At 65.8% G+C, this 24,432-nt stretch carries 35 protein-coding genes and 1 tRNA gene; 22 read left to right on the forward strand and 14 right to left on the reverse strand.

Translation table 11 applies throughout. From position 1 onward, the window contains the following. Positions 1-18: 18 nt before the first annotated feature. From C0R07_RS07230 to C0R07_RS07265, 8 genes are read right to left on the reverse strand one after another with little or no spacing between them, the layout of a single operon-like run. Positions 19-447, reverse strand: coding sequence for an HD domain-containing protein (locus tag C0R07_RS07230; RefSeq protein WP_102788546.1), 429 nt, complete (start codon positions 445-447; stop codon positions 19-21). Next, complete coding sequence (locus tag C0R07_RS07235; RefSeq protein WP_254427812.1) at positions 447-1,229, reverse strand: phage antirepressor KilAC domain-containing protein; 783 nt, start codon at positions 1,227-1,229, stop codon at positions 447-449. Before C0R07_RS07235 ends, C0R07_RS07230 begins: the two co-directional genes overlap by 1 nt. A gap of 5 nt (positions 1,230-1,234) precedes the next feature. Then, complete coding sequence (locus tag C0R07_RS20120; RefSeq protein WP_254427802.1) at positions 1,235-1,744, reverse strand: hypothetical protein; 510 nt, start codon at positions 1,742-1,744, stop codon at positions 1,235-1,237. Next, positions 1,744-2,274 (reverse strand): hypothetical protein, encoded by a 531-nt coding sequence (locus tag C0R07_RS07245; protein ID WP_102788548.1) that lies wholly within the window; start codon positions 2,272-2,274, stop codon positions 1,744-1,746. The genes C0R07_RS20120 and C0R07_RS07245 overlap by 1 nt, the downstream gene beginning before the upstream one ends. Then, complete coding sequence (locus C0R07_RS07250) at positions 2,261-2,791, reverse strand: hypothetical protein (RefSeq protein ID WP_102788732.1); 531 nt, start codon at positions 2,789-2,791, stop codon at positions 2,261-2,263. The genes C0R07_RS07245 and C0R07_RS07250 overlap by 14 nt, the downstream gene beginning before the upstream one ends. Before the next feature lie 46 nt (positions 2,792-2,837). Then, complete coding sequence (locus C0R07_RS07255) at positions 2,838-3,851, reverse strand: YdaU family protein (RefSeq protein WP_102788549.1); 1,014 nt, start codon at positions 3,849-3,851, stop codon at positions 2,838-2,840. Further along, positions 3,848-4,174, reverse strand: a complete 327-nt coding sequence (locus C0R07_RS07260) for a hypothetical protein (RefSeq protein ID WP_102788550.1) — start codon at positions 4,172-4,174, stop codon at positions 3,848-3,850. Before C0R07_RS07260 ends, C0R07_RS07255 begins: the two co-directional genes overlap by 4 nt. Continuing rightward, complete coding sequence (locus C0R07_RS07265) at positions 4,171-4,773, reverse strand: hypothetical protein (protein ID WP_254427803.1); 603 nt, start codon at positions 4,771-4,773, stop codon at positions 4,171-4,173. Before C0R07_RS07265 ends, C0R07_RS07260 begins: the two co-directional genes overlap by 4 nt. A 126-nt stretch (positions 4,774-4,899) precedes the next feature. On the opposite strand from C0R07_RS07265, the gene C0R07_RS07270 reads away from it, so the two are divergent. Next, positions 4,900-5,133 carry a hypothetical protein gene (locus C0R07_RS07270; RefSeq protein WP_102788552.1) on the forward strand — a complete coding sequence of 78 codons (234 nt, stop codon included), beginning with the start codon at positions 4,900-4,902 and terminating at the stop codon, positions 5,131-5,133. Positions 5,134-5,385: 252 nt separating this feature from the next. On the opposite strand, the gene C0R07_RS20285 is transcribed toward C0R07_RS07270, so the two are convergent. Further along, entirely contained in the window at positions 5,386-5,658 is a 273-nt protein-coding gene (locus tag C0R07_RS20285) for a helix-turn-helix domain-containing protein (RefSeq protein ID WP_102788553.1), read from the reverse strand. Between the two features lie 82 nt (positions 5,659-5,740). Here C0R07_RS20285 and C0R07_RS07280 point away from each other — a divergent pair, with 82 nt between their 5' ends. The 13 genes from C0R07_RS07280 to C0R07_RS07340 all read left to right on the forward strand — a co-directional run bounded on the left by C0R07_RS07280 (position 5,741) and on the right by C0R07_RS07340 (position 11,686). After that, a complete protein-coding gene (locus C0R07_RS07280) occupies positions 5,741-6,274 on the forward strand; it encodes a helix-turn-helix domain-containing protein (protein WP_102788554.1) in 534 nt (177 codons plus the stop codon). Positions 6,275-6,317: 43 nt separating this feature from the next. Next, positions 6,318-6,551, forward strand: coding sequence for a hypothetical protein (locus tag C0R07_RS07285; protein ID WP_146027589.1), 234 nt, complete (start codon positions 6,318-6,320; stop codon positions 6,549-6,551). Positions 6,552-6,586: 35 nt separating this feature from the next. Further along, complete coding sequence (locus C0R07_RS07290; protein ID WP_102788556.1) at positions 6,587-6,973, forward strand: hypothetical protein; 387 nt, start codon at positions 6,587-6,589, stop codon at positions 6,971-6,973. Positions 6,974-7,097: 124 nt separating this feature from the next. After that, on the forward strand, positions 7,098-7,616 hold the full coding sequence (locus C0R07_RS07295) for a hypothetical protein (RefSeq protein WP_254427804.1): 519 nt from the start codon (positions 7,098-7,100) through the stop codon (positions 7,614-7,616). After that, a complete protein-coding gene (locus tag C0R07_RS07300) occupies positions 7,613-7,897 on the forward strand; it encodes a winged helix-turn-helix domain-containing protein (protein ID WP_146027590.1) in 285 nt (94 codons plus the stop codon). Before C0R07_RS07295 ends, C0R07_RS07300 begins: the two co-directional genes overlap by 4 nt. Next, positions 7,894-8,118, forward strand: coding sequence for a hypothetical protein (locus C0R07_RS07305; protein ID WP_102788558.1), 225 nt, complete (start codon positions 7,894-7,896; stop codon positions 8,116-8,118). Before C0R07_RS07300 ends, C0R07_RS07305 begins: the two co-directional genes overlap by 4 nt. Beyond that, complete coding sequence (locus tag C0R07_RS07310; RefSeq protein ID WP_102788559.1) at positions 8,115-8,294, forward strand: hypothetical protein; 180 nt, start codon at positions 8,115-8,117, stop codon at positions 8,292-8,294. The genes C0R07_RS07305 and C0R07_RS07310 overlap by 4 nt, the downstream gene beginning before the upstream one ends. Next, entirely contained in the window at positions 8,291-8,476 is a 186-nt protein-coding gene (locus C0R07_RS07315; protein WP_102788560.1) for a hypothetical protein, read from the forward strand. Before C0R07_RS07310 ends, C0R07_RS07315 begins: the two co-directional genes overlap by 4 nt. Beyond that, a complete protein-coding gene (locus C0R07_RS07320; RefSeq protein WP_102788561.1) occupies positions 8,476-8,721 on the forward strand; it encodes a hypothetical protein in 246 nt (81 codons plus the stop codon). Before C0R07_RS07315 ends, C0R07_RS07320 begins: the two co-directional genes overlap by 1 nt. 78 nt (positions 8,722-8,799) lie before the next feature. Continuing rightward, the gene (locus tag C0R07_RS07325) at positions 8,800-9,303 is read left to right on the forward strand and encodes a hypothetical protein (protein WP_102788562.1); all 504 of its coding nucleotides are present in this window, start codon (positions 8,800-8,802) and stop codon (positions 9,301-9,303) included. 12 nt (positions 9,304-9,315) lie between these two features. Then, positions 9,316-10,224, forward strand: coding sequence for a recombination-associated protein RdgC (locus tag C0R07_RS07330; RefSeq protein ID WP_102788563.1), 909 nt, complete (start codon positions 9,316-9,318; stop codon positions 10,222-10,224). 2 nt (positions 10,225-10,226) lie between these two features. Next, positions 10,227-10,766: a hypothetical protein gene (locus C0R07_RS07335; protein ID WP_102788564.1), complete on the forward strand. Its 540-nt coding sequence runs from the start codon at positions 10,227-10,229 to the stop codon at positions 10,764-10,766. Next, positions 10,763-11,686, forward strand: a complete 924-nt coding sequence (locus C0R07_RS07340) for a hypothetical protein (protein ID WP_102788565.1) — start codon at positions 10,763-10,765, stop codon at positions 11,684-11,686. The genes C0R07_RS07335 and C0R07_RS07340 overlap by 4 nt, the downstream gene beginning before the upstream one ends. A 43-nt stretch (positions 11,687-11,729) precedes the next feature. On the opposite strand, the gene C0R07_RS19695 is transcribed toward C0R07_RS07340, so the two are convergent. Further along, complete coding sequence (locus tag C0R07_RS19695) at positions 11,730-12,449, reverse strand: hypothetical protein (protein ID WP_146027591.1); 720 nt, start codon at positions 12,447-12,449, stop codon at positions 11,730-11,732. A 142-nt stretch (positions 12,450-12,591) separates the two neighbouring features. Between C0R07_RS19695 and C0R07_RS07350 the strand changes: the two genes are divergently transcribed. The 4 genes from C0R07_RS07350 (at position 12,592) to C0R07_RS07365 (ending at position 15,730) form a co-directional block, all read left to right on the forward strand. Continuing rightward, entirely contained in the window at positions 12,592-14,613 is a 2,022-nt protein-coding gene (locus tag C0R07_RS07350; protein ID WP_102788567.1) for a DNA cytosine methyltransferase, read from the forward strand. Positions 14,614-14,707: 94 nt separating this feature from the next. Next, positions 14,708-15,031, forward strand: coding sequence for a hypothetical protein (locus C0R07_RS20125; protein ID WP_254427805.1), 324 nt, complete (start codon positions 14,708-14,710; stop codon positions 15,029-15,031). Positions 15,032-15,084: 53 nt separating this feature from the next. Next, positions 15,085-15,489 carry a hypothetical protein gene (locus C0R07_RS07360; RefSeq protein WP_102788568.1) on the forward strand — a complete coding sequence of 135 codons (405 nt, stop codon included), beginning with the start codon at positions 15,085-15,087 and terminating at the stop codon, positions 15,487-15,489. Continuing rightward, the gene (locus tag C0R07_RS07365) at positions 15,476-15,730 is read left to right on the forward strand and encodes a helix-turn-helix transcriptional regulator (protein WP_102788569.1); all 255 of its coding nucleotides are present in this window, start codon (positions 15,476-15,478) and stop codon (positions 15,728-15,730) included. The genes C0R07_RS07360 and C0R07_RS07365 overlap by 14 nt, the downstream gene beginning before the upstream one ends. 77 nt (positions 15,731-15,807) lie before the next feature. On the opposite strand, the gene C0R07_RS07370 is transcribed toward C0R07_RS07365, so the two are convergent. The 4 genes from C0R07_RS07370 to dtd all read right to left on the reverse strand — a co-directional run bounded on the left by C0R07_RS07370 (position 15,808) and on the right by dtd (position 20,031). Continuing rightward, positions 15,808-15,883: transfer RNA gene (locus tag C0R07_RS07370), tRNA-Ile, on the reverse strand. Positions 15,884-15,939: 56 nt separating this feature from the next. Then, on the reverse strand, positions 15,940-17,340 hold the full coding sequence (gene yjjJ, locus C0R07_RS07375) for a type II toxin-antitoxin system HipA family toxin YjjJ (RefSeq protein ID WP_102788570.1): 1,401 nt from the start codon (positions 17,338-17,340) through the stop codon (positions 15,940-15,942). 312 nt (positions 17,341-17,652) lie between these two features. Next, on the reverse strand, positions 17,653-19,500 hold the full coding sequence (gene rpoD / locus C0R07_RS07380; protein ID WP_019183598.1) for an RNA polymerase sigma factor RpoD: 1,848 nt from the start codon (positions 19,498-19,500) through the stop codon (positions 17,653-17,655). Between the two features lie 90 nt (positions 19,501-19,590). Next, on the reverse strand, positions 19,591-20,031 hold the full coding sequence (gene dtd, locus C0R07_RS20030; RefSeq protein WP_102788571.1) for a D-aminoacyl-tRNA deacylase: 441 nt from the start codon (positions 20,029-20,031) through the stop codon (positions 19,591-19,593). A gap of 85 nt (positions 20,032-20,116) precedes the next feature. Between dtd and C0R07_RS07390 the strand changes: the two genes are divergently transcribed. From C0R07_RS07390 to C0R07_RS07405, 4 genes are all read left to right on the forward strand, one after another. Continuing rightward, positions 20,117-21,034: a lauroyl acyltransferase gene (locus C0R07_RS07390; protein WP_102788572.1), complete on the forward strand. Its 918-nt coding sequence runs from the start codon at positions 20,117-20,119 to the stop codon at positions 21,032-21,034. 89 nt (positions 21,035-21,123) lie between these two features. Then, a complete protein-coding gene (ribA, locus tag C0R07_RS07395; protein ID WP_102788573.1) occupies positions 21,124-22,236 on the forward strand; it encodes a GTP cyclohydrolase II RibA in 1,113 nt (370 codons plus the stop codon). A 109-nt stretch (positions 22,237-22,345) separates the two neighbouring features. Further along, on the forward strand, positions 22,346-22,846 hold the full coding sequence (locus C0R07_RS07400; RefSeq protein ID WP_026069838.1) for a PH domain-containing protein: 501 nt from the start codon (positions 22,346-22,348) through the stop codon (positions 22,844-22,846). Continuing rightward, positions 22,843-24,360: a PH domain-containing protein gene (locus C0R07_RS07405; protein WP_102788574.1), complete on the forward strand. Its 1,518-nt coding sequence runs from the start codon at positions 22,843-22,845 to the stop codon at positions 24,358-24,360. Before C0R07_RS07400 ends, C0R07_RS07405 begins: the two co-directional genes overlap by 4 nt. The last annotated feature ends 72 nt before the right edge of the window (positions 24,361-24,432 follow it).

The following is a 24,432-nucleotide window of genomic DNA, read 5'->3' on the forward strand; positions in this document are numbered from 1 at the left end:
TGATGATCGGACCGCCCATCACTTCACCCCCAGCGCAGCGCGCGCCTTGGCGTATTTCGCCCGTAAGCGAGCTGCCGTTTCAGGATCCAGCAGGGCCAGTCGCGATTCGTCGCTGTTGTCGGCGATATCCGCCAGCTTCACCTTGAGCGACAGGGGGTTCTGCCGAATGTTCCAGTAGTAGAACGCCTCGCTCTTGTTCACGCCGCGTGTCAGATCGAACACAGCCTCCACCACGTCCTGCGGGAACAGGATGACGCTGGTCGCGAAGGCCGGCTGATCCTCCAGTACGTCGTGGAGCCATGCCACCATTTCGGCGGCGTCATCGCCGGCGACCGCCGCTGCGACCCGAGCCACATGCTCGATGTATGGCCGGCCAGCCTTATCGGTTTGGGTGGCATGTGCCTCTTCCGCCAGCCAACGAGCCTCATTCACCAATGCGTTTTCCATCAGGTCACCTCCGCAGCCAGCTGTAGCCCGCTCGCCGCGTCGGCCTGCGCCCAGGTCATCTGGTCCCGGTCGATGCTCTCGGCCAGCCGCGACAGACCCTTGGCGGTGACCAGCACCTGCTCGTGCACGCGATCCGGCTCACCATCCCGGCGCTGCACGCTGGCCTTGTGCGCGAGCACGCCCTGCTGCAGTCGGGTCTGGTAGGCCAGCCAGTTCTTGCTGCCGGCGCGGCGGTAGATCCAGCCGTGTTCAGACAACCAGGCGAACAGCTGGCGGGGCTGTACCTGCAGCATCTTGGCCGCGGTGCTGATGTTGAAGGCGCCATCGGCTTGGGTCAGCCGCAGCAGCGCGCGGACCTGTGGTTCCTGGTACTGCACGCGCGCCTCAAGGATCTCGGCCTTCTCGCTGTAGGACAGCAGCAGCGCGCGCAGCGTCGCCGGATCGGTCAGCGCCTGCATCGGGTCAGGTGCGGGAGTGCCGGCAGCCAGCGCGTCGTACGCACGGATCACCTGCAGGCTGAAGCTCGGGCTGATCCACATCGCATAGGCGTAGACCAGCTCGCGCACCACGTAGCTGCCGCCATAGCGGCCGGCCACGGAGTGCACCGGGTAAACCCGGGAATCCCCGGATTTGACCAGTTCGGCCACCAGTTCCTCGGTCTGCTTCAGGCGCTGCCAGTCGCTGGGCTGGTGCCGCTTGGCGCCGCCGGAGGCCTGGTGCAGATCGTTCAGGCAGAACCTTCCCACGTCGTCGCGGCGCACGCTGGCGCCGCCAATCATCATCACGTTCAAGAGAACACCTCCGTTTTCCAGCCGCCGCCTGGGGCGCGCTGGACTGCCAGGAACCGGAACGGATACATCGCCGCGGCCACCTTCACCTTCACGCGGGCGTCTTCCTCCCAGAAGCCCTTCACCTCATGCGCCTCCAGATCTCCGGCTGCCGTCATCACGAAGAAGTCGATGGTCAGGTGCGTCTTCTCGGCCAACTTCAGCTTCACGGACTCGAAGCGGAACCACGCGATCGCGCCAGCGGCCAGCTGCAGCGTCAGGTGTGCGGCGTAGGCCTCTTCGGTCTTGTTCATCTCGCCCGGCACGTGGCGCGGCCTGCCGCGCGAGACCTTGCCGGCGGCGTTGCCGCTCGCCAAGGGCTGCGCGGCGGCCGGGGGCCGGTAGGCACGCGCCGCGGAGGGTTGCGGTGCCACCGCTGTGCTGGTTTCGACCAGCCGCCGCATGCCCTCTGGCATCTCCTGGGTGGTGGCGTAGCGCAGCGAGCGGCGACCCTTCGTCTTCGGAGCCATCAGGCGGACGCCTCTGAAGCAGCCCATACGCGCATCGCGCGCTGTCGGAATGCCTCGAAGTCGTGGCGCGCACGCTGTTGTGTGGCTTGGTGCTCACGGTCCATCTGCTCGAGCATGCAGTCGAACTCGACGTTGAGCAGGCCCATCAGCTGCTGCATGGTCAAGCCACCGCGGGTGCGGTGCGTCGGTGCCGGTGCCAGCTGCGGCATGGCCAGCTGCTGCTGACCCGAGGGGGGAAGCGGCATGCTGTCCACGCGGCCTGTATCGCTAACTGCCCAGGTGGCTACAGGCCGACCGTCGCGGCCACTGGCGCGGTTCTCGCAACGACGAACAAGCCCCTCGCGGTCCAGCTCACGCAACAGCCCGGCCGCGGCAGCGGTGGTGAGTAGCATGGCCTCTCGCGGCGCGCCTGCCTCCAGTGCCGCGTTGCCCATCAGTTCCAGTGCCTCAGCTGCGGTGCTGTCGCCATGAATGCCCAGGCAGAACAGCACCAGCTGCCGCTGGTAGGCGCGGATGTCAGTCGGCTCCATGCATGTCTCCAAATCCCAGCTCAACGGCGGCCTGTGCCATGGCGCTGCGCGCCGCGTCGCGATCGCGCACCACCTGCGGCTCGGGCTTCGGCGCGGGCAGCGCGGCCACCGGCGCGGGCACGGCGCCGCCGTCCATGACGTGCTTCACCGCCCGCTCGTAGGCGTTAGCCACCATGCGCTGCTGCACCGCGCCGCTCTCGGCTGTGGCGTAGGCGTGCAGGTCCATTTTCGACCGCACCAGCACGGTGAATCCGCTGTGGGCCTGGCCGGGCCGCATCTGGCCATCAACTTCGGCCAAGGCCGGGACGCCGAGGCACATCGCACGGAACTGCCCGGGATTCGGCGGCCACTGGAGGGCGCTGCGTAGGCAGTTGGCCAGGCCGTCTGCTACCTGACGCGGGGTGATGCCTGTCAGCACCTGGAACCACAGTTCTCCTGCGGTCGTCAGGCCACCGGCGTTGTTCACCGGGGATGAGCCATTCTCGCGCACCCACTTCCCGGGGAACATGCCAGCCATGCGCTCCCATACCGTCCACAGGGCACTCACCGCGCGCTGATCCGGGTCAGTGCTGGACGAGTTCGAAGTCGGCGTCGATGACGTCGCTGCCTGGTCCGCCAAAGCCGCCAGCTGCCGAGCGCTGTTCGAATTTGCGCCGCTGCTCTGCGACGTGGTCGGCAGAACCGAGCTGAGAGTTTGCATTGGGGCCTCCGGTGGTGGTGGTGTTCGTCGGCGTTGCGCCGGCGGCTTTTCGGCTTCGAGCGGTCTGGATTGCCCAGGGGAAGGGCTTGGCGACAGGCGGGGAACGGCTCAGTCCCTCGGCTGCGGTGTCACCCAATTCCTCCGGGGTCACACCTTCGGCCAGCGCGGCGAGAAGGTCGGGATGACTGGGGTTGGTCGAGTGGCAACCGGCCTGGCGCATCAGCAGGCACGCACGCCCGGCATCGGTCACACCGCTCAGAGATCTCTGAGTGTGCAGTGATGTATCTGGAGTAATAGATATGGGGTCTGGGGTCTGGTTACCCGTGTTCACACCTGTGATCACACCCCCTGTCACGCGTGACAGGTGTGACATGTCACGGTCAGTCACGCGTGACATAGCTGCATTAGTCACGCTTTCGCTGTGCGTGACATGCGTGACATGGAGAGCCTTAAGCTCAGCCATCGTTACCAGACCCTCCGGAACCACGCCCACGGCCCGCAGATCCTCGAAAAGCATCGTTCTGCGTGCACGGGTCCGTGCTTGGCGCTCCGTCTCATTACTCTTCCGCGCATCACGTCGCCCTTTGCCCTCGGCAATGCGGCCCTGGGCTTTGGTGATCTGCTCGTCACAGCGCTTGCTGTGGCGCAGTCCATCGTCACCCACCGGGAAGTAGCGCTCGGCGACTTTCTTGACCGCTGCCTTGTCGCCCCCGGTGATAGCGCCGGCGATGATGTACAGCTCTGCCAAGCTCTCCGGTAGCGCCTGCTCTTCTGCGTAGTAGGCGAGCATCAGCTTGAAGTAGGCGCCGTGCTCGATCAGGGACAGCCGCGTTGTGTCCTTAAGGTAGTCGCCGGGGTACATCTCGAAATAGATCACACCCGATCCCCCACGCCGCGCTGCAACTGCGCCTCCTTGGGACGGCCGGCGAAGGGCGCACGGGCGTCTGGCAACCTGCTGCGAGCAGCAGCAGGATCGTGCACGTCCTGAAGCGCAGTCAGCCACCGGTAGGCGGTAGCGCGGGAGAGGCCAAACTGCGCCTGGAGCGCATCCACCTGCAGTGGCTGCGGCTGTTCTTTAGCCCACAACACCACGTCCACCATGGGCAGAAGCTGCACCAGGTTTTCAGGGATACGGCGGCCGGCGGCTTCGAACTCGCCGACCACGGCGATCGCCCAGCTCACCATGACTGCCGAAGTCATGGGCGCCCACCACTGACCGCGCGCGGTGCCAGATCCTGCAGGTGGCCGGTGACGTAGCGCTTCGCGGTGATCAGCTCGGCTTCCAGCTGCCCCATCTCGTCCAGCGCGCGGCGCAGTTCGGGGATGTCCTTCGGGCAGATGCGGCCGTCGGCCAGGATGTTGGTCAGCGCTTCCAGAGTGTGGCCAAACTCGACCGACAAACGGGCCACAGCCAGCACGCCAGCATGCGGTTCCATCATCGGGATCCGAGCGCCCAGGAAGCCATAGCGCTGGGCCAACTCGCGTGAGCAGGCGTCGCGCCACTGCGGCGGCAGCGCGCGCACCCAGGACTCTTCCAGATCCACTGGCATCTTGACCGTGCCATTGCGGATCCGGCCAACCAGCTGGGCGTTCGCCTTCAGCGCGCGCTCCATGCTGTCGGCGTCATCGCCCGAGTGGAACTGGACGTTGCGCTCGCTGGGGGCCACGTCTGCCTGGTATTGCTCGGCGATTGCCTGAGCCAGGCTCGTATCGGTGTGGCCGCTGTTGCGGATAGCGTCGGTCGTGTGGCGGAACACCACCGCTGATCGCGGTTCTTGGTACTGAGGATCAGGCTTCATTTACGCACCTCGGGAGGCGATGCAAAGTGGTCGCCATGGACAGGACGACCCACAAATTGAGTTGGGGTAGCGCACTCCCGGCGTTAAGCTTGTTGTGCCAACAACACAGCACGCAGGGAGTGCGCCATGGAAAACGATCAGGTTTTCAAGATTCCGCTGGAACCTCAGCCCGGAAAAACAACCACCATCAACAACCCCAACGGACGGGACGTGGACGTTACGGTTCACTTCCACTCAGGCTCGTCGGTTACTTTTCTTCTGCTGGCGAACGGATCTTTTTCGTTCATTACTCAGGGCGACGTGGGCGAGATCGACATGCATGTCAGGCCCACGCTCTCCGGGCCCACGTCCGTCAGCTGAGCGAATGGTGTAGTTGCCCTCTGGTGCCTCTTCCAAGGTCCAACCAGGGGGCATCGAAACGGCCACATGCGAGCCAGCTCGAGTCCTCCTTGCAGCGGGGGCTTGCGGTGGTGAGCGAGACGACCCGGCTTGCGGTGGAAGGCCCGAGGAAAGAACAACCTCGCTGAGCTGCCGGGGGGTCATTCCGTCAGCTAAGGCAGAAGCGAGATCACTGGGTTGCGACGAGTGGTGGAGAGCTCCAGTGCGCATCGCTCATGCCCCCTCTACCGGGACGATGCGATCTGCGTCTGGGTCAGGCTCGGACCCGGCGCTCCCACCGAAGATGTCGGGCCGTAGTTCGTGCCTAGACACTTGGGTCATCGCCTCAATCGACAGAATGTGGTGGGCAGCAACGGGCCTCCGGCCCGTCCGCCATTGAGATACCAAGGCCGGATGGACCTTTAGCAAACGCGCCAGCGCGCCTTGTCCACCTACCGCGTCGATGGCCTTCTGGATCGGTGTCACGGTCTGAGTCAGTGCGTTCATGCGCCAAACATAGCAGTGCTATTAACGCATGTAAATAGCAACGCTGTTCGTCTTCCTGAACCCCTTCAAATAGCATCGCTATATGCCTAGGCCAGCCAACCCCAAGACCACCGAAGGCCGCTCGATAGCGGAGGCCATCACTCGCTCTGGCCTTACACAGGCAGTGGTAGCTGAGCGCCTGGAAGTTACCCCCAGCTTCATCTCCCAGTTCGCGACTGGTCTTCGCCCGGTTCCTTGGGACAAGGCTGAAGCACTGGCCGATGTGCTGGGTCTGCAGCCCCAAGAAATCAGCGCCGAATACGCACGTCTGATGGATCGTTTCGGCACGTCTCAGGTTGCGAGACTTGACGCCGATATCGTGAACTCCGCCATCGCTGTGGTGCGCAAGGCTCTGGATCTGGCCACAGGTGAGACATTCGATGTCGAGCAATCCCCCGATCTATTTGCCCAAGCGCTGCGCGTAGCACTTGCCGCAGATTTAAGAAAACAAGGGAAGGGGAACGATGGATCTCGATCAGGAAATGGACAAGCTGGCGCAGCTAATCGCACTGCGCGCGCAGCGGAAGATGGGCGTGAAGCCCATGCTAACGGCGGTAGGAAGCGCAAAGCCGGCTGATGCACGGCCATCCATGGCGTCTGGCGCCAGGCCTGCAATGCGCATGGATGTTGTCCTGCGCGAATCCCATTACCGCATGATTCGGCACTTCCTGCGCAGGTGGGGCGCACCAATGCAGTTGCTCATCGACCAGGCATGCTTCGGGTACATGGGCATCGAGCACCTACCTGATGATGATCTGATCCAGCTCCACAAAGACCTGGAGAGGGCCGAGGACTGCATGCGGGACGGTGTCAGTTTCGAAGATGCAGGGCTGCTGCGCAGCCGCTACGGATGAAAGGAGAACCACGAGTGCGAAAGTCCTTGACTGTCATGACCCTTCTTGCCATCTCGCTGAGCGGCTGCGCCAATGCCGGGGGCGACAACACCGCGGCGCGCGCAGCAGCTGCGCGCGCAGCAGCCTCAGCGAATGAGGCTGCTGCAGAGGCCCAGCAGGCGATGGACACTCTCCGATCGTCTACCGCTGAATTGTGCGAAGGCGAGTCGACAGCTGCTGAAAGAATCATGTCGGCGAGGCAGGCCGGGGTGGCGATGTCGACCGTGATGGCTGCCGCCACAAAGCAGGGGGAACCCTACATAGGGTACGTACGCGAAGCGTATGAAATGCCCCGCCTCTCAACCGATTCGGCCAAGGAAGTCGCTCAAGGCGAGTTCCGTGATAACGCGTACGCAGGCTGTTTGAGGCGCTGGGAATCCTGATTTCTTAACGAATTCAGAAATTTTTGCACCGAATTAGCCTGTATAAACAGCATCGCTATTGTAATGGTTAGATAGCAGCGCTATTGTTTCCGCCAACGGCAATCGCCGGGACGGAGACCAAGCAATGCCTTTGACCAACAGCAACCTGCGATCAGCCCGCCTCGGCCTTATCGCCCTCGCCTGCTTCATCGTCTTGGCCGTTGCGGCCTGGGCCGTTCCCGGCGAAGCGCCGGCAGCGGATGCCGCTGAGGACGCCCCCGACAGGCTGGTGATCACCAGCCCGCGAATCTGCGCAGCCTTGGCCGTGTACGAACTGGCCGCCGCCGACGATTGGGCCCTGCGCGCCACGGTGGCAAACACCAGCCTCAACGCTTTCCGCGACGCGAGTCGTGTCCCCGACTGCGCGCCCGGCATCACCAAAGCCCTCACCCAGAACTTCCAGCCTGCACGCTGGCAGCTAGCCCTCGACGCGGCCGATGCCGTGCTGAGCGGTTCTTACCAGGTTTCCCCCGCGGCATGCGTCCGGGCCAATGCAGTTTTCCCCCTGCTGACCACAGACGGCAAATTGCCGAGCACGCCCGCCGTGCTGACCCGGGCTCAGTGCGTGATGCACGACCTGGCTTTCATCGAGGTGGCGCCGTGATCACCGCCCTTCGCACTGAGCCGCGCGCCGCAATGGTCGGCGGCGCCCGCCTGCCACTCAGTCCGACCGAGTCGAAGGTGCTGCAGCTGATCATCGATGCGGGCGAAGCTCCCATCAGCCGCGCTTCGCTGGAAGAGAAGTTGTACGGCGCCAACGCCCGCAAGTCGAACACGGTGGAAGTGACCATCTGCCGCCTGCGCCAGAAGCTGGGCCAGCACGGCTACCGCATCAACGCCACCCGCAACCGCGGCTACACGATCAGCCAGGACGGTGCCGCATGATCGCCGCCATTACCTACCCTCTCGCCGAGCGCGCGGCTGGAGCAGCGAAGGCCGTAGCCACCGCCGCGGCCAGCATGGGCTTCTCTCCCAATCAGGCAGCAGCTGCCGCAGACGTTGCCGCCTTCGCCGTGCTGAATCGCCGAGCCAGCGCGGGCCGGGCCATCGCTGACGTGCGAAAGAGCCTGCGCCGCATGCTGCTCGCCAAGGGCGGTGACTCGTGACCGAGCACGACTTCATTGAACACATGCGCATCGGCATCCCGCCCCTCGCGAGCCCAATCGCGCTTGCAGCACACCGCTGCGAATGCGACCCGACCAACAACCATGTCTGCGACGACTGCGAGGCCATCGACCACGCGCTCCGTCAGCACGCCAGGAGCGAGGACCACATCGAATGAAAGCCCCTGCCATCAAGCTGCCGGCACCGGCCCTGTCCCAAGACCAGCGCGCGGCATTGGATCGCGCCAAGAGCCCGCGCCGGCACCCGTATCGCTTCCATCAGGGCAGCGGCCAGGCGGAGCGAGAAGCCGCCGAACGCCGCGAACGCATCTCCCCAGGCGTGCACAGGCTGGTGCGCTGATGGACGGCCTGCATCTTTTGGGAGGCGGTCATGACGCCCTGTTCGCCAGCACCGTCCGACCGACTGCAGAGCAGCGCCTGGAGCGGTACCGGGCGGCACTGGTCGCGCACCCCGATCGCTTCCATGGGCTGCGCGTGCAGTTCGGCGAGATGCACCAGCGCGCGGTCAAGGCCGGCCACCGCATCAACTACGCCGGATGGCAGAAGCGCATGCCGGCCCTCTGGCCGCGGACCCAACTTCGCTGAGACGTCGCCGAAACGTACCTAACGACATTCACCCCATCCGGATCGACCGGATTAACAACGACCTCGAGGGCACTCCCGATGACCCACACGGATTTTGAATCCGGTGCCGTTGCGCGCACCGGTGCAGCAACCAACCCGACAACGCCGGCAGCGCGGAAAGCGCAGGGAGCCAATGAGCACTCCCACCAGCCGGCGGACGACGCCCCGACCATCGTTGTCGATTTCGCCCGTGAACCCGAATTCCCTGAGAAACCGAATGGCGATGCTCCCAAGGTCGAAATCGTTCGGGCCCAGGTGTCCGCCTATGTGGACGGCTACGGGCTCGCTAAGAGCACCCTCCCCGCTCGCATCGTGGTGAACGCTGCGGACCTGAGGCACTGCGTCCGCCGGATCCTGAGCCGCATGCAGCGACCACGCCGAGATAAAGCCAAGGCCGATTGGCTGGAACGCCGCAAGGCCGGATCGAAGGAGAAGTGGCGCGACGCGCGCCCCGCACCGCTCACCGCCGCAGCACTGACCTGGCGCGGCATCCCGATAGAAGGCGTCGGATACACCCGCCACCGCGCCGTCGACAAGACTTGATCTGGAGATCACATGTTCCTTCGCAACCTGATCCTGTTCCGCTTCCCAATCGCCACCGACTTCTCCGAAGTGGATGCACTGCTGCCGCAGCTGCAGCTGAAGCCGGTCGGCCCGCTGGAAATGACCTCCCGCGGCTTCATCTCGCCGTTCGGCCGGGAGGAAACCGCCGTACTGTCCCACCGCATCGGCGACTGGCTGTGGCTGACCGTCGGCACCGAGAAGAAGATCCTGCCTGGCGCGGCGGTCAACAACCTGTTGGCGGTAAAGATCGAGGAAATCGAGCAAATTGAGGGGCGCAAGCCTGGCGGACGTGAGCGTAAGCGCATGAAGGACGACCTCCTGCACGAGCTGATGCCACGCGCCCTGGTCACTTCTGGCCGCACCGACGTGTTCTTGGACTTGAAGCGCGGAGTGGCGTTCGTGGATAGCAGCAGCCGCGGCAATGGCGAGAGCGTGATCTCCGATATCCGCGCTCTGCTTGGCTCCTTCCCAGCCATGCCACTGAACGCGGAAGTCGCCACACGATCGGTACTGACTGGCTGGATCGCTGGCGAGCCCCTGCCGGAATACCTGGCCCTTGGCGAAGAAGCCGAACTGCGTGATCCCGTCGAAGGAGGAAGCGTCGCGCGCCTGCAGAAACAGGAGCTGCTGAGCGATGAAATCGGCCGTCACCTGGACGCCGGCAAGCAGGTCACAAAGCTTGCCCTGGTCCTTCAGGACAACCTGTCCTTCGTGCTGGGCGACGATCTGATCGTGCGCAAGCTGAAGTTCCTAGACGGGGCGCTGGACAAGCTGGCTGCCACCGACCAGGACGGTCGGCGCGCGGAATTGGACGCGCGCTTTGCTCTGCAGACCGGCGAGCTGGGCCAGCTGTTCGACGTGCTAGCTGCTTCCTTCCGCGTCAGCAGCGCGGGTGCCTGAGCATGCAGACGCCGACCGTCGCCTCTACGGTGCGCGCCATGCGCCGCGCTGGCGCCGCCGGCGAGCCCGTGCCGGCCGAGGTTGCCGCTGCCTGGGCAAAGGTTTTCATGGAGCAGCTGTATGGCTCGCAGAAGCCGGTCAGGTATGAGTGCCGGCGACGCGGCAGTAGAGAGCCATGGGAAGAGGCCGAGCCCGAGGACGTGGCCAACCCGCGGCGCCGGAATCTGATCATCCGCGCGCTCTACCTGCACCCGCCGGTCGGAAAGCAGCAGCACCGCTGGCCGCCCGGAAGCAACGGTGACGGCAGGTGCCTGGACTGCGACGAAGCCGAATGGCTCGCAGGGCCGGACTGCCGGCCGCACGCCCCGCTCCGCGACCACCGCTCCTCCATGCCCTTCCGCATCACCTGGCTGATCCAGCCGCTCGAACAGCTCCACTACCTCGCCAAGAACCTCAACCCTTTCGACCGCGACAAATGGCGAAAGGAAGCCACATACCTCATCGACCGCATCAGAGACCACGAGAAGGGAAGCCAGCCATGACGACCGAGATGCACAAAGCGCCATCTGTGGCGCAGAACACCGGCACTTCCGGCGATAACGCGACATCTGTGGCGCGTTATGACCTCAGCACCAGCGAGGGCGGCCGCCGCTACGTCGCGGACTTCTTCGCGCGGGAGCTTCGTCGCCACGACTTCGCCCGCTACATCACCACGACGCTGGCCGCCGACTTCGCCTGCGCGCTGGCGCAGCACCTCGCCGCAACTGGCAAGCAGCAGGGTGGCGAGGTGCAGGGGGATGCGCGGGCGCAGTTTGAGGCGTGGCATTGCGAGAAATTCAAGACCCGCTGGCAGACTGGCGCTCCGACACGCGACATGCACAACGGCGTGCATGCGGAGAAATATGGCCCAGCCGAACAGCAGGTTCGGTGGGAAGATTGGCAAGCCGCCTGGCAAGCCGCCCTCGCCGCCCGCCAGCCGGGGGCGCAGCTGCCGGTTGCCAGTATTGACCCTCGGCACCTGTTCCTTATGGCTGGCAAGGACGGAACGCTTAGCGGCAATGTGCTCAGGTTCGGTGCGTCCATGCAGCCCGGGGATGCTCCACTCTACGCCGCTCCTCCTGCGCAGGGCATCGACCTGGGGCCGGGCGTTCAAGCCATCGCAATCGAACGCCAACGGCAGATGGCGGCCGAGCGCTTCACCTCTACACACGATGAGCAGTACCAGCGGGGAGAACTGGCGAAGGCAGCCGTTGCATATGCGCAGCTGGCCGCGATGGAGTTGGACGCCGGAACGCGCGGTCACATAGGTTGGCTCAACCCACCGGCCATTTGGCCGTGGGAGGCCCACTGGTGGAAGCCGGTTGATGCGCGCCGCGACCTGGTGCGGGCGGGTGCGCTGATCGCCGCACAGCTGGACCTGATCGACCAGCGCGATGCAGCGCCGGGAGTGGGCAATGGCTGATATTTCCCGAATTTCTGGAGTTGCCTTGCATCCATCTGGAAGACTAATCGGTCTCGCCAGAGCGATTGATCGCAAGTCGCACGCGAGCGCCTGCGCACGCTTGGCGGACAACAGTCAAATCATCGATCACCAGCGGGAGAGTTCGCAGAAGACTGTCGTGCACTTCTTCAAACCATTCGGACATGTCCCCCGCACCCGATTCGAGATCCATCTCCTGTATGTAACCAACCATTCCAATCGCACGGAGGAGTCGCCCGCTGACGCCACGATCAAGATAATGCAGGCGTTCGATTACCGAATTGGTTGCCGGAAATCTAATGCGCCCGACATCTTCGAACACCTTTCCGCGATAGGCCTTGTCCAATACGAAAAGTGCCTGACCAAGCTCGGCTCCGCGAAGCAAAATTACTACTTCCCTCATGACATCCACATTGTTCGAGATTTCAAAGTGGATCTGCATGAGTACCAGCAACTCTTCAGTCTCTTCCCGATACATGCGCCGCTCCCGTTCGTACGCATTTCTCGCAGACTCCGTCGCAGCAATTCGTGTGGCTTCGCCACTTGCTGCATTGGCGGCTATGCCCAATTTCCAGACTGCAAACGCCGACGCGGCGGTAACTCCGACTCCGATCCAGGCGATTGCGAGCGCCCCGACAGCCACCAAAGCTGTAGCGAGAGTGGCACCCGCTCCCCACGCTTCCCACCAAGGATGGCAAGCCTCTCCAAGGGCCCAGCATTGGCTAATGCCGTCCAATGTGCTCATTCGTTGATCCCCCCGGAGACTGGCCGGCATTTTGCCACGTGTGCCGCCATCGCAGCGCGGCCAGTCACTCTGGCTACCGTCAAGCCGCCGCGTAACCGGCGCACTAGGCTGCGCCCCGATACCGAACACAAGGACTGCTCCCATGGCTGATGGCTCCCGCTCCTTCAACTTCCCCCTGCCGCAGCGCTCGCGCCTGCGCACCGGTGAGATCGTGGTCGATCTGTTCGCCGGTGGCGGCGGCGCCAGCGAGGCGCTGAAGCAAGCGCTGGGCCAAGACCCGGCGCTCGCCTACAACCACGACGCACTGGCGATCGGCATGCACGCGGCGAACCACCCGCTCACCAGCCACCACCGCGAGGACATCTGGCATGCGGATCCGCGCGTCGACGTGGCTGGCCGCCCGATTGGCTGGTTCCATGCGTCCCCGGACTGCACCCATTTCAGCCAGGCCAAGGGCGGCCAGCCGCGCAGCCGGAAGACACGCGCCCTGTCTTGGGTGGTGCTGAAGTGGATTGGCATGCTGCTGCGCGCCGATCTGGTCAACGGCACCAATACCGCCCCGCGCATCTTCTCGATGGAGAACGTGTGGCAGATCCTGACGTGGGGCCCGCTGATCGCGAAGCGCTGCAAGTCCACCGGGCGCGTGCTGAAGATGGACGGCACCGTTGCAGCGCGCGGCGAGCGCGTGCCGGTCGAGCATCAGCAGCTGGTGCCGGACAAGAGCCGCACCGGCCGCACCTGGCGGCAGTTCGTCGCCGCGCTGCGTGCGCTGGGCTACGCGGTCGAATGGCGCAAGCTCGTGGCGAGCGACTACGGCGCCGGCACAAGCCGGGAACGCCTGTTCCTGCTGGGCCGTCGCGACGGCGAGCCGATCGTGTGGCCGGCGGCAAGCCACGGCACCGCGCCGGGCCAGAAGCCGCGCGTATCCGCCGCCGATTGTCTGGACTTCAGTATCCCCTGCCCCTCCATCTTCGGACGGAAACGTGACCTCGCGGATGCCACCATGCGCCGCGTCGCAAAGGGCGTGATGCGGCATGTGCTGCAGGCCGCTGATCCCTTCGTGGTGCCGGTGCCGGCGAGCTGCGCGGACAACAGCGAAGCCGCGGCAGCCTTCATTGCCGAGCATGCCAATGCCAGCAATCAGCGCACGATGGCGGGCGACGAGCCACTGCGCACGGTTTGCGCCGGGGTGAAGGGTGGCCACTTCTCAGTGGTGACGCCGATCCTCGCCGGCGTCGGCGGGCGCGCGGGCCAGTCCGAGCCGCGCTCCGGCGCCGACCCGCTGTACACGATGACCGCGAAGGCGGATACCGCGCTGGTGGCGCCGGTGCTGGTGCAGGCCGCGCACGGCGAAGGCCGACCAGGCGGAGTGCAGCGCTGGGGCATTGGCAGTAAGGACGCCCGGGCTCCTGTTGGCACTGTCACTGCCAGCGGCAGCGGTGGTCATGCCGTGGCGGCTGCGAGCCTAGTTACCCTTCGCAACAACATGGCTGGCGCCGATGCGCAGCAGCCTCTGTCGACCATCGCAGCGCAAGGCGGCCACCATGCTCTGGCCTGCGCTCATCTGACCGCGATGGCACAGAACGTCGTGGGCAATGATCTCCGCGACCCGGTCCCGACCGTACTTGCCGGGGCAACGCGCTTTGGCGTCGTATCAGCATTCGTGGAGCAGGCCAATGGCGGCTTCTACCAAGGTGCAGGCAACGATGCCCGCGAGCCGGTCAGCACCATTACTGCCACCGGCAGCCAGCAGCGACTGGTCAGCGCAGGCCTGGCCGAGCTATCGCCGGATCAGGAAGCCGGGGCACTGCGCGTGGCCGCATTCCTGGTGAAGTACTACGGCACCGGCGCCAACGTGCCGAGCCTGACCGATCCCGCCGACACCATCACCACGAAAGACCGGCTGGCGCTGGTCACGGTGGTGATCAAGGGCACGCCCTACGTCATCGTGGATATCGGTCTACGCATGCTGAAGCCGCACGAGCTCTACCGCGCGCAGGGCTTCCCGGTGGGCTACATCATCGATCGCACGGCCAACGGCACCCCGCTCACCACCAGCGCCGCGGTGCGCATGGTCGGCAACAGCGTCAGCCCACCGCCGCTGCGCGCTCTGGCCGAGGCCAACCTGGATCCGGTGGCCATGCCGCTGGTGGAGGCGGCCTGATGGAACAGATCCACCAGGCCAAGCAGACAGCGCGCGTGATGATCGGTGAGGTGCGCTCCCGTCGGCAGCCGTGCCTTGCACTTGGAGACGTCCCATGAGCCCCGGCCTCAAAGCCGCATCTGTACGCGCCGCCTTGCGCGGCCCAGCCCCCGCGCACGTCACAGTGCGCGACATGATCCGCCGGTACTGCCGCGAGCATGGGAAGCAGTTGGCCTGCCTCGCCCCCGCATGGGACTGCAAAGTGCTCAGCGTGTGGCGCGTATTCGGCCGCAGTCGCCCTCTGCTTCCGCGCCAGGTTGAGGGAGTGATCACCCTGCTGCAGCTGGACGAGTTTGACGCCAACGATCTGCGCCTGCGCGCCGCGCGCGAAGCGGGCTGGAACATTGACCCGTCGATGCTTCTGCAGGGCGATGCTTGAGCAATCGCCGCAGCACGTCGGATCCACGAAATGCATACCAAGGAGAAATAGCCTTGAACATCGAGCACATCACCACGGACAGCCGATCTCCGCTGGCCCACCAGCACCGCACTGCGATCGCGGTTGCAGCAGCGCTTGAAACCGCTCTGACCAGTTCGGAGCAGTCCGCCGGCGGCGGCTGGTCTCTGACATTCACGTTCGTCGGAGAACCGCAGCTGCAGGCCGCCCGCGATGCCTGGCGCGCTTACGCCGTCGCCACGATCGACACACCGGCTCCGCTCACGGCAACGGCGAGCCAGAGGCTGACTGCCCAGATCGGTCTGGCCCTCTTCGACGATCCAACCATGGACCTGATGCAGATCGCAAACCAGTTGGGGCGCGCACGTGCCGGATCCCAGGGCGCGCTGCTGCCGGAATTCACATCTGACGCAATGGAGGCTCGTCATGGGCGCAGCTGAAAACATCCCCGAAGTCCTGCTGAAGCTTGAGCAGGTTGAAGCCCAGACCGGGATGAAGAAGAGCTACATCTACCGCGAGATGGAGAAGGGGACGTTCCCACCCAAGCACAAGATCGGTGGCGGAACCCGCTGGTATCAGAGCGATGTTCAGCGGTGGATCCACGCACGCCGTCGTGCCCCTCTTTGGACCCCGGAGAACGCGGTGCAGGTGGCGGCCAACTGTGACGGCAGCGGAGCCTAAACGGTCACCGAGCGGTCACCGGAGGGCGATGGCTTGACGACGAAGGCACTGCGGTTGATCCTAAGTGTCTGATTCGATGGTGGGCCCAGAAGGATTCGAACCTTCAACCAAAGGATTATGAGTCCTCTGCTCTAACCGTTGAGCTATAGGCCCTTGCGGCCGCACAGTGTAGTGGAGGCCAGTAGGCGCTTTCCACTGCACCCCTCACATCAACCGAAACGCTGACCCATCTCCTGGACCCGACGCGCATTCTCCGTTGCCAGGTCACGCAGCACGCTCGAGCGCAGCAGCGCCGAACCCGCCACACGCTGCCAGTAGTCCACCGCCAGCGGCGCCGCCCAGTGCAGGTGCGCTAGCTCGCCGCTGCGCTCCGGCGCGATGGAGCCGAGTGGCGTAGCGGCACGCAGCACCCCCGTGCGCGAGGGGGCCAGTGACATCGGCAACATGTCATACGCGGGCGCCAACGGCAGCGGGCCGCGATCGACCAGGTGGAAACCCAGATTGCCCTGATGCATGTCGCTGTTGCCGATCAGCCGGCCGAACGCGTGCAACCTTCCCATCGCGGCCTGCGCGTCGCGATCGACCCAGCGCTGCGTCAGCAGCGCGTCGGCAGCCGTTCCCCAGTCCACGGTCACGTCACCGACGAAGGCCGAGGACAGCGCCAGCAGCGAGACGAAGCCACGCCGGCCGAGCACGTCGACGGTGCGGTCGAAGCGCTGCACCTCCAGGAACGTATGCGTGTCGGTCTGGAGGATCTCGGACGCCGCTGCGGGCACGCCCGCGTCGCGCAGGCACTGCAGGGCCAGGTGCTCGCAGACCAGCAGGTCCGCCCAGCGTTCGGCGGCCTCGCCTGCGGTGGGCTGCGCGAACTTCACCAGCGCCGCATAGCGCCCTCCCTCATGCTCCACCGTGGCGGTGAACTTCGGTTGCTCGCCACCGGGCGACGATCCGACGTCTTCGCCTTCCAGGGCCGCTGCGGCGCGCTCGGGATAACGACGTGCGCGCTGCCCGGCCAGGACGTGATCGCCAGGCGCATCGAGCGCGCGCAACGCCATCTGCACGGCATCGCCGCCGAGCAGGAGGTCACCGATCCCGGTGCCGCCTGCACGTACCAGCGCCTGCAGGGTGTCACCCAATTGCCAGCGATTGAGGTCGTCGGGGATGCCCAGGTCACGCCCGCGACGATGCGCGAACATGCGCCCGAGGAAGCCCTGTGGGCGCAGGTCATCCAGATACCACGGCAGCCCCGGGAAGTGGCCGTCGACGGTCTCGTTGGGCGAACGGGTCAGATTGGGGCGTGCGGCGGTGGTCGACACGTGGAAGGACTCGCCCGTGAGTGCCACGACCGAGCCCAGTTCTTCAAGGGTGGCGTCCGGGCGCAGACGGAGCAGCGGCCACTCGCTGCCCGCGGCGGTCTGCTGGCGGACGGCATAGGCCGTGGCGCGGGTGCGGCCCAGTCGCACCACGCGGTCCCCGGCCTCGGCGACAAGACGACTCAACGTTGTCCGGGTAACTCCCAGGCGATCGACGAGATCGGCAGCTGATACGACCTCGCCAGCAGGCAGGTTGTCGAACAGCGTCTGGAGCTGGACGGTACGGGGACGGGCCATGGCCTGAGTTTCGGGACGAGTTAAGTTACGAATCTATACGCCAATCTTCGGCGAACCGCAACCCAATTAAACATACAAGCCATTGATTTAAATAACATCACCCCGGAGAACACCGAGAAAAAATCCGTAATTAAGTTACGAAACACGCAACGAAATCACCAAATCAGCCTAGCGATCCCGACCCCTTCGAACACCCCTCCATCCGCTGCGCCGCCGCTAGGCTCGAGTACACCACGCGGCGACACCCGCCCCAAACAACAAACCCCGCTTGCGCGGGGTCTGTCGGGTTTCAACGCGATGCGCCGGTATCGATCAATCGATATCCAGGAAACTGCGCAGCTGCTCGGACCGGCTCGGATGACGCAGCTTGCGCAGCGCCTTCGCTTCGATCTGGCGGATACGCTCGCGGGTGACGTCGAACTGCTTGCCCACTTCCTCGAGGGTGTGGTCAGTGTTCATGTCGATGCCGAAGCGCATGCGCAGCACCTTGGCTTCCCTCGGGGTGAGGCCGGCCAGCACGTCACGCACGGTTTCAGACAAGTTGATGTTGGTGGTGTTCTCGATCGGGGACTCCACGTTGGTGTCCTCGATGAAGTCGCCCAGATGGGAATCCTCGTCGTCGCCGATCGGGGTTTCCATCGAGATCGGCTCCTTGGCGATCTTCATCACCTTGCGGATCTTGTCTTCCGGCATGTCCATTTCCTTGGCCAGCTCCTCCGGCGTAGCCTCGCGGCCATACTGCTGGAGCATCTGACGGGAAATGCGGTTCAACTTGTTGATCGTCTCGATCATGTGCACCGGGATACGGATGGTGCGCGCCTGATCGGCGATCGAACGGGTGATGGCCTGGCGGATCCACCAGGTCGCATACGTGGAGAACTTGTAACCACGGCGGTATTCGAACTTGTCCACGGCCTTCATCAGGCCGATGTTGCCTTCCTGGATGAGGTCGAGGAACTGCAAGCCGCGGTTGGTGTACTTCTTGGCGATCGAGATGACCAGGCGCAGGTTGGCTTCGACCATTTCCTTCTTGGCCTTGCGCGCACGCGCTTCACCGTAGGCCATGGCGCGGCTGATTTCCTTCAGCTCGTCCAGTTCCAGCCAGGTGGTCTTCTCGATGTCGATCGTCGCCTGCTGTTCGGCGATGATCTGGTCCTTCACGTCACGCAGGGCCGAGGACCACTTCTGCTTGCGCTTCAGTGCGTCTTCCACCCACTCCAGGTTGGTCTGGTTGCCTTCCCACGAGCGGATGAAGTCCTTGCGCGGCATGCGCGCGGTCACGGTCGCCAGGTTCAGCACGCGGCGTTCGTGGGACTTGATCGAGGCCATGACGTCGCGCAGCTGCTTGACCAGCACATCGGTCAGCGGCAACGGCAGCTTCAGGGTCACGAACACGGCGGCCATGTCGTCGCGCAGCTTGGCCAGCGGCTTGCGGTCGCCCTTGGCAGCGGCCTTCTTGAACGCGGTGTACGCATCGCTCAGGGCCTGCATGCGGCGTGCGACTTCTTCCGGATCCGGACCGGTCGGGCCGGCCTCTTCCTCGACGTCGTCGCCGTCGTCGTCTTCATCGGCGTCTTCGTCAGCCTCATCGCTGGTGTCTTCGGCCACGGCCGGGGCCGGGACTTCTTCGACCAGATCGTTGAAGCCGACGATCACTTCGGCCAGGCGCTTCTTGCCTTCCTTGTGCGCGTCGTAGTCGGCCAGCAGCGATTCCACCGATACCGGGAAGGTACCGAGTGCGGCCTGGACCTGGCCCAGGCCTTCTTCGATGCGCTTGGCGATGGCGATTTCGCCTTCGCGGGTCAGCAGCTCGACGGTACCCATTTCGCGCATGTACATGCGCACCGGGTCGGTGGTGCGGCCACCTTCGGTGTCGAGCGCGCTCAGCGCGGCGGCGGCTTCTTCGGCCGCGGTGTCATCGACTTCGCGGTTGCCGGTGTTGCCATCGTTGAGCAACAGGGTTTCTGCATCGGGAGCAACTTCATGGACATCAATGCCCATGCCGTTGATCATGCCGATGATATCTTCGATCTGCTCCGGGTCGACGATGTCGTCGGGCAGATGGTCATTGACTTCGGCGTAGGTCAGGTAGCCCTGTTCCAGGCCCTTGCTGATCAGAAGCTTGATGTCGTTTTGCTGGGCAGGACGTTCGTTGGCCATGTAGTGCTCGCGCCACCGGCTGGGAGAGGGAATAGAACCTAGCATTATACCAGCCCGGCGCCCCGCGTTCCCGGGCGGTGGTCCCGGGGGCTAGGGTCTGAGCAGGAAGGTCACGGGACCATCGTTGACCAGGCTGACAACCATATGGGCACCAAACTGGCCGGTTTCCACCCCCGGGGCATGTTTTTGTCTGCAGATATCGACCAGTCGATTGAATCCGCGTTCAGCCTCCGCCGGCGGCGCGGCGGTACTGAAGCCCGGCCGCATCCCGCTGGATGTATCGGCCGCCAGGGTGAATTGGCTGACCAGCAGCAATCCGCCGCCGGTGTCGCGCAGCGACAGGTTCATTTTTCCGGTCTCATCGCCAAAGACACGGTAACCAAGCAGGCGATCGGCCATCCGGGTGATCTGGGCCTCGGTGTCGCCCGGCTCCATGCCCACCAGGGCCAGCAGGCCGGGCCCGATCTGGCCCACGACGGCCTGCTCGACATGGACGCTGGCTTGGCTCACGCGCTGGATCAGGACAAGCATCGGCAGGGCTCCGCAACTGAAGGCGGCCTACCTTAACGCGCCCGCGCGCCGACAGGCTGGCCGCCAGCGGCTAGACTTCGCAGCGATGAAACCGCACACCACTGCCCGCCTGGCGTACCGCGCCGCTGCCCTGTTCACCCGCCTGCCCTGGTCCTGGCTGCGTGCCGTCGCGACGCTGCTGGCCTGGCTGTGGATCCGTCTCAACGCCCGTGAGAGCCGCGTCACCCGCCGCAACCTTGAGCTGGCCTACCCCGAACTCAGCGATACCGAACGCGCGGCGCTGCACCGGAACGTGCTGCGCTCCACCGCGCTGCAGGCGATCGAAACCCTTCGCCTGTGGACCCAGCCGCGCGAGCGCAACCTGGCCCGGCTCACCGAGCGCCACGGTGAGGCGCTGTACGACGCCGCCCTGGCTGCCGGCAACGGCGTGATCGTGGCCGCCCCGCACTACGGCAACTGGGAGCTGCTCAACCAGTGGCTGGCCTCGCGCGGCCCGATCGCGATCGTCTACAAGGCCCCGGATGAAGCGGTGGGCGATGCCTTCCTGCAGCTGGTCCGTGGCGGCGACAACGTCCAGCAGGTCCGGGCCGAGGGCCCGGCCGTGCGCCAGCTGTTCAAGGTGCTCAAGGACGGCGGCGCCACCGGCATCCTGCCCGACCAGCAGCCCAAGGCCGGCGACGGGGTGTTCGCGCCGTTCTTCGGGGTGGAGGCGCTGACGATGACCCTGGTCAACCGGCTGGCCGAGCGCACCGGCGCGACCGTGCTGTACGGCTGGTGCGAGCGGATCGGCCCGGACATGGACTTCGCGCTGCACATCGAGGCCGCTCCGCCGGCCGTGGCCGATCCCGACCCGCGTACCGCCGCCAGCGCCCTCAATGCCGGGATCGAACGCATCGCCCGGCGCGATCCGGCGCAGTATCAGTGGACCTACAAGCGCTATACGCTGCGTCCACCGCAGAGCGGCGAGGACGATCCCTACGCCACCGAGGACCATCCGCACTGACTGCGACGCAGCGTCGCGCCCTTGGCGCGATTGAATCGGCGCTTTCCGTCCCCACTGTGGAAACCACGATGTCCCCCACGGCCCCTGCCATGTCTTCTGCTTCTTCCCTGTTCGGCGACCCGGCCGCGATCCGCTGCGAGCGCGCGGTGGCCGAACTGCGCGCCGGTCGCCCGGTGGTGATCGACGATGGCCACGGCCAGCGCCTGGCCTTCATCGCGCTGGACAGCAGCACCCGCACCAGCTTCACCGCCTTCGCCGCCGCCGCGGAAGATCGCCACTACCTGTTCCTCACCGCCACCCGCGCCCGCGTGCTCGGGGTAAGTGCCGAACGTGGCGCGCGCGTGCCGCTGGCCGGCATCGACTTCGATGCCCTGCCCTCGCTCAGCTACCTGCGCGACCCGGGTGCGATGCCGCCGGGCTGGACCGGTGGCGAAGCGCTGGACGATGCCGCGGTGGAGATCGCCCGCCTCGGCCTGCTGTTGCCGGCGATGGTCGGCGTGCTGCTGACCGCCGATGACCGCCGCTTCGACGACTGTGCGCAGGTCTCGCTGTGCGACCTGAGCCAGGGCGCCGAACAGGCCGCGCATGCGTATGAACTGGTGGCCCGCTCGCCGGTGCCGCTGCGCGAGGTCGGGATGACCGAATTCGCGGTGTTCCGCGGCGGCGTGGCCCAGCGTGACCAGGTCGCGATCATCGTCGGCACGCCGGACCTGTCCGCCGTGGTGCCGGTGCGCGTGCACTCCTCCTGCCTGACCGGCGATCTGTTCGGCTCGCTCAAGTGCGACTGTGGCGACCAGCTGCGGCGTGGCCTGCGCAAGCTCAAAGAGCTTGGCGGCGGCGTGCTGCTGTACCTGGACCAGGAAGGCCGTGGTACCGGCATCGCCGCGAAGATGCGCGCCTACGGGTACCAGCACGACGGCCTGGACACGATCGACGCCGATGCCCAGCTCGGCTTCGGTGCCGATGAGCGCCGGTACGGCAGTGCCGTGGCGATGCTGCAGGGCCTGGGCGTGACCCGCGTGCAATTGCTCAGCAACAACCCCACCAAGGCCCAGCGCCTGCGCAATGCCGGCATCGACGTGGTCGATTGCGTGCCGGTCACCGGCGACATCACCGCCGAGAACGAACAGTACCTGCGCACCAAGGCCGAACGCGCCGGCCACCTGCTCGATGTGGATGCGCTGATCCAGGCCGCGCAATAGCCCACGGCAACCTGCTACCGTCTGCGCCACGGGCGGTTGCACCTGCACGCATGCGCCCGGCCCGTTTCCAGCCGAGCGCCCTGCCTTGTCCGATCTCCTCGACACTCCCGTGCCGCCGCCCCTGCCGCCGTCGCCCGCCGCGCCGGACTGGCAACCGCTGCCGCTGCGTTCGGCCTCGCTGGCCGCCTTCGGTGGCGCGATCGCCGGCGCGCTGCTGATCGGCGGTGCGTTCGGTGCGCTGTGGGTGGTGTTCGATCTGCCGGGGCGCTGGTGGGGCGCGGCCGGCGTGGTGCTGCTGGGCGCACTGATCGGTGCCGCGCTCGCCTTCCGCCGCCAGCGCCGCACCTATTGGCGGCTTGATGCCCAAGGGCTCGGGCTGCGCCGTGACCTGCTCTGGCAGAACGAAACCCGCGTACCGACTTCGCGCGTGCAGCACCTGGATCTGCGGCGTGGCCCGATCGAACGCAGCGCCGGGTTGAGCACGCTGGTCGTGCATACCGCCGGCAGCCGCTTCAGCGCGGTCACACTCAGTGGCCTGGACAGCGCCGATGCCGAGCGCCTGCGCGATACCCTGGCGCACCAGCTGGACCAGGACGACGACGCCCTGTGAGTATTCCGCCGCCGCTTGATGCCGCGCCGGAGCAGCGGCTGCATCCCTGGTCGTGGCTGTTCGTACTGCTGATGCAGCTGCGCCAGGGCCTGGTGCCGTTGATCGCGCTGGTGGTGTTCGGCCAGCGCGGCGACCGCGATGAGTTCTGGTTGTCGATCGGCCCGGTGATCGCCGTGGTGGTGCTGGTGGCGTACTCGGTGCTGCAGTACCTCACTTACCGCTACCGGATCGGGGCGACGGCAATCACGGTGCGCAGCGGCGTGTTCGCGCGCAATCGCCGCGAGATTCCCTTCGCCCGCATCCACAACGTGGTGGTGCACCAGAACCCGTTGCACCGCCTGTTCGGGGTGGCCGAGCTGAAGCTGGAATCGGCCGGCGGCAACCGACCCGAAGCAGAGATGCGGGTGCTCAAGCTGGACCAGGCACTCGCACTGGAGCGGCTGGTCCGCCAGCGTGGCCAGGCAGCGCCGGCCGCGGCCGAGGGCGAGGCGGCGCTTGCCGAGCCTGCCGAGGACGTGCTGCTGGCGCTGGGCCCCGGCGAGGTCATCCGCATCGGGCTATTGTCCAACCGCGGCTGGGTCGTGGTGGTGGCAGTGCTGGGTGCGATGCTGCAATTGTTCCCGCGTGGCAGCGTGTCCGATGTGATCGAAGCAGGCGGGCGCCAGGCCTTCGGCTATGCCAGCCACCTGCACCCTGGCATGTGGCTCTGGGCGATTGCCGCAGTGCTGGCCGTGGCCGGTTTCTGGGTGCTGCTGCGGGTGCTCTCGGTGGTGCTCGCGCTGCTGCGCTATTACGGTTTCCGGCTCAGTGAGCACGAGCGTCGGCTGACCGTGGCCAGCGGACTGTTGACGCGCATGCGCACCAGCGTGGCGCGGCGCCGGATCCAGGCCTGGACGCTGCGCGAGACGGCCCTGCAGCGCTGGTTCCAGCGCCGCCAACTGCGCATCGATATCGCGGCCGGCAACCCCGGCGAAGGCGAGCGGCGTGACCTGCGCGAACTCGCGCCGCTGGCGACGCCGGCCGTGTGCGATGGGCTGGTCCAGCATCTGCTGCCGCACCTGCAGTGGCCGCCGGCGCGCTGGCAGCCGGTTCAGAGGCGCGGCTGGTGGCGGCTGTACCTGGGCGCGCTGTGCATCGTTCCGCTGCTGACGGCGGCGGCGATCTGGCAGGGCGGTCCGTGGGGCGCGCTGTTGCTGCTGTGGTTGCCGTGGTCGGCATTCCGCGCGCACCGGCAGATGGACCGCATCGGCTATCACCTGGATGACGACTACGTGGCCGTGCGTGGCGGCTGGTGGCAGCGCTGGTGGCGCTTTGCAGAGCTGGACAAGCTGCAGGCGCTGCGTCTGACCCGCTCGCCGCTGGACCGCCGGCTGGGCACGGCCAGCGTGTGGCTGGATACCGCCGGCGCGGGCATGGGCACGCCGCTGGTGCTGCAGTACCTGCCGGAGGCCGAAGCACGCGCGGTGTACGAGCAGCTGGGCCGGGCGTTGGCCAAGCGCCGCCTGCGCTGGTAGGAGAGCATCCACGCATGGCGTGGATCTACCTGGTGATGAGCATCCACGTCGATCTGCCCGGTAGTGCCGGCC

Source organism: Stenotrophomonas bentonitica (assembly GCF_002887735.1).
In the GTDB taxonomy this organism is placed as follows: domain Bacteria; phylum Pseudomonadota; class Gammaproteobacteria; order Xanthomonadales; family Xanthomonadaceae; genus Stenotrophomonas; species Stenotrophomonas bentonitica_A.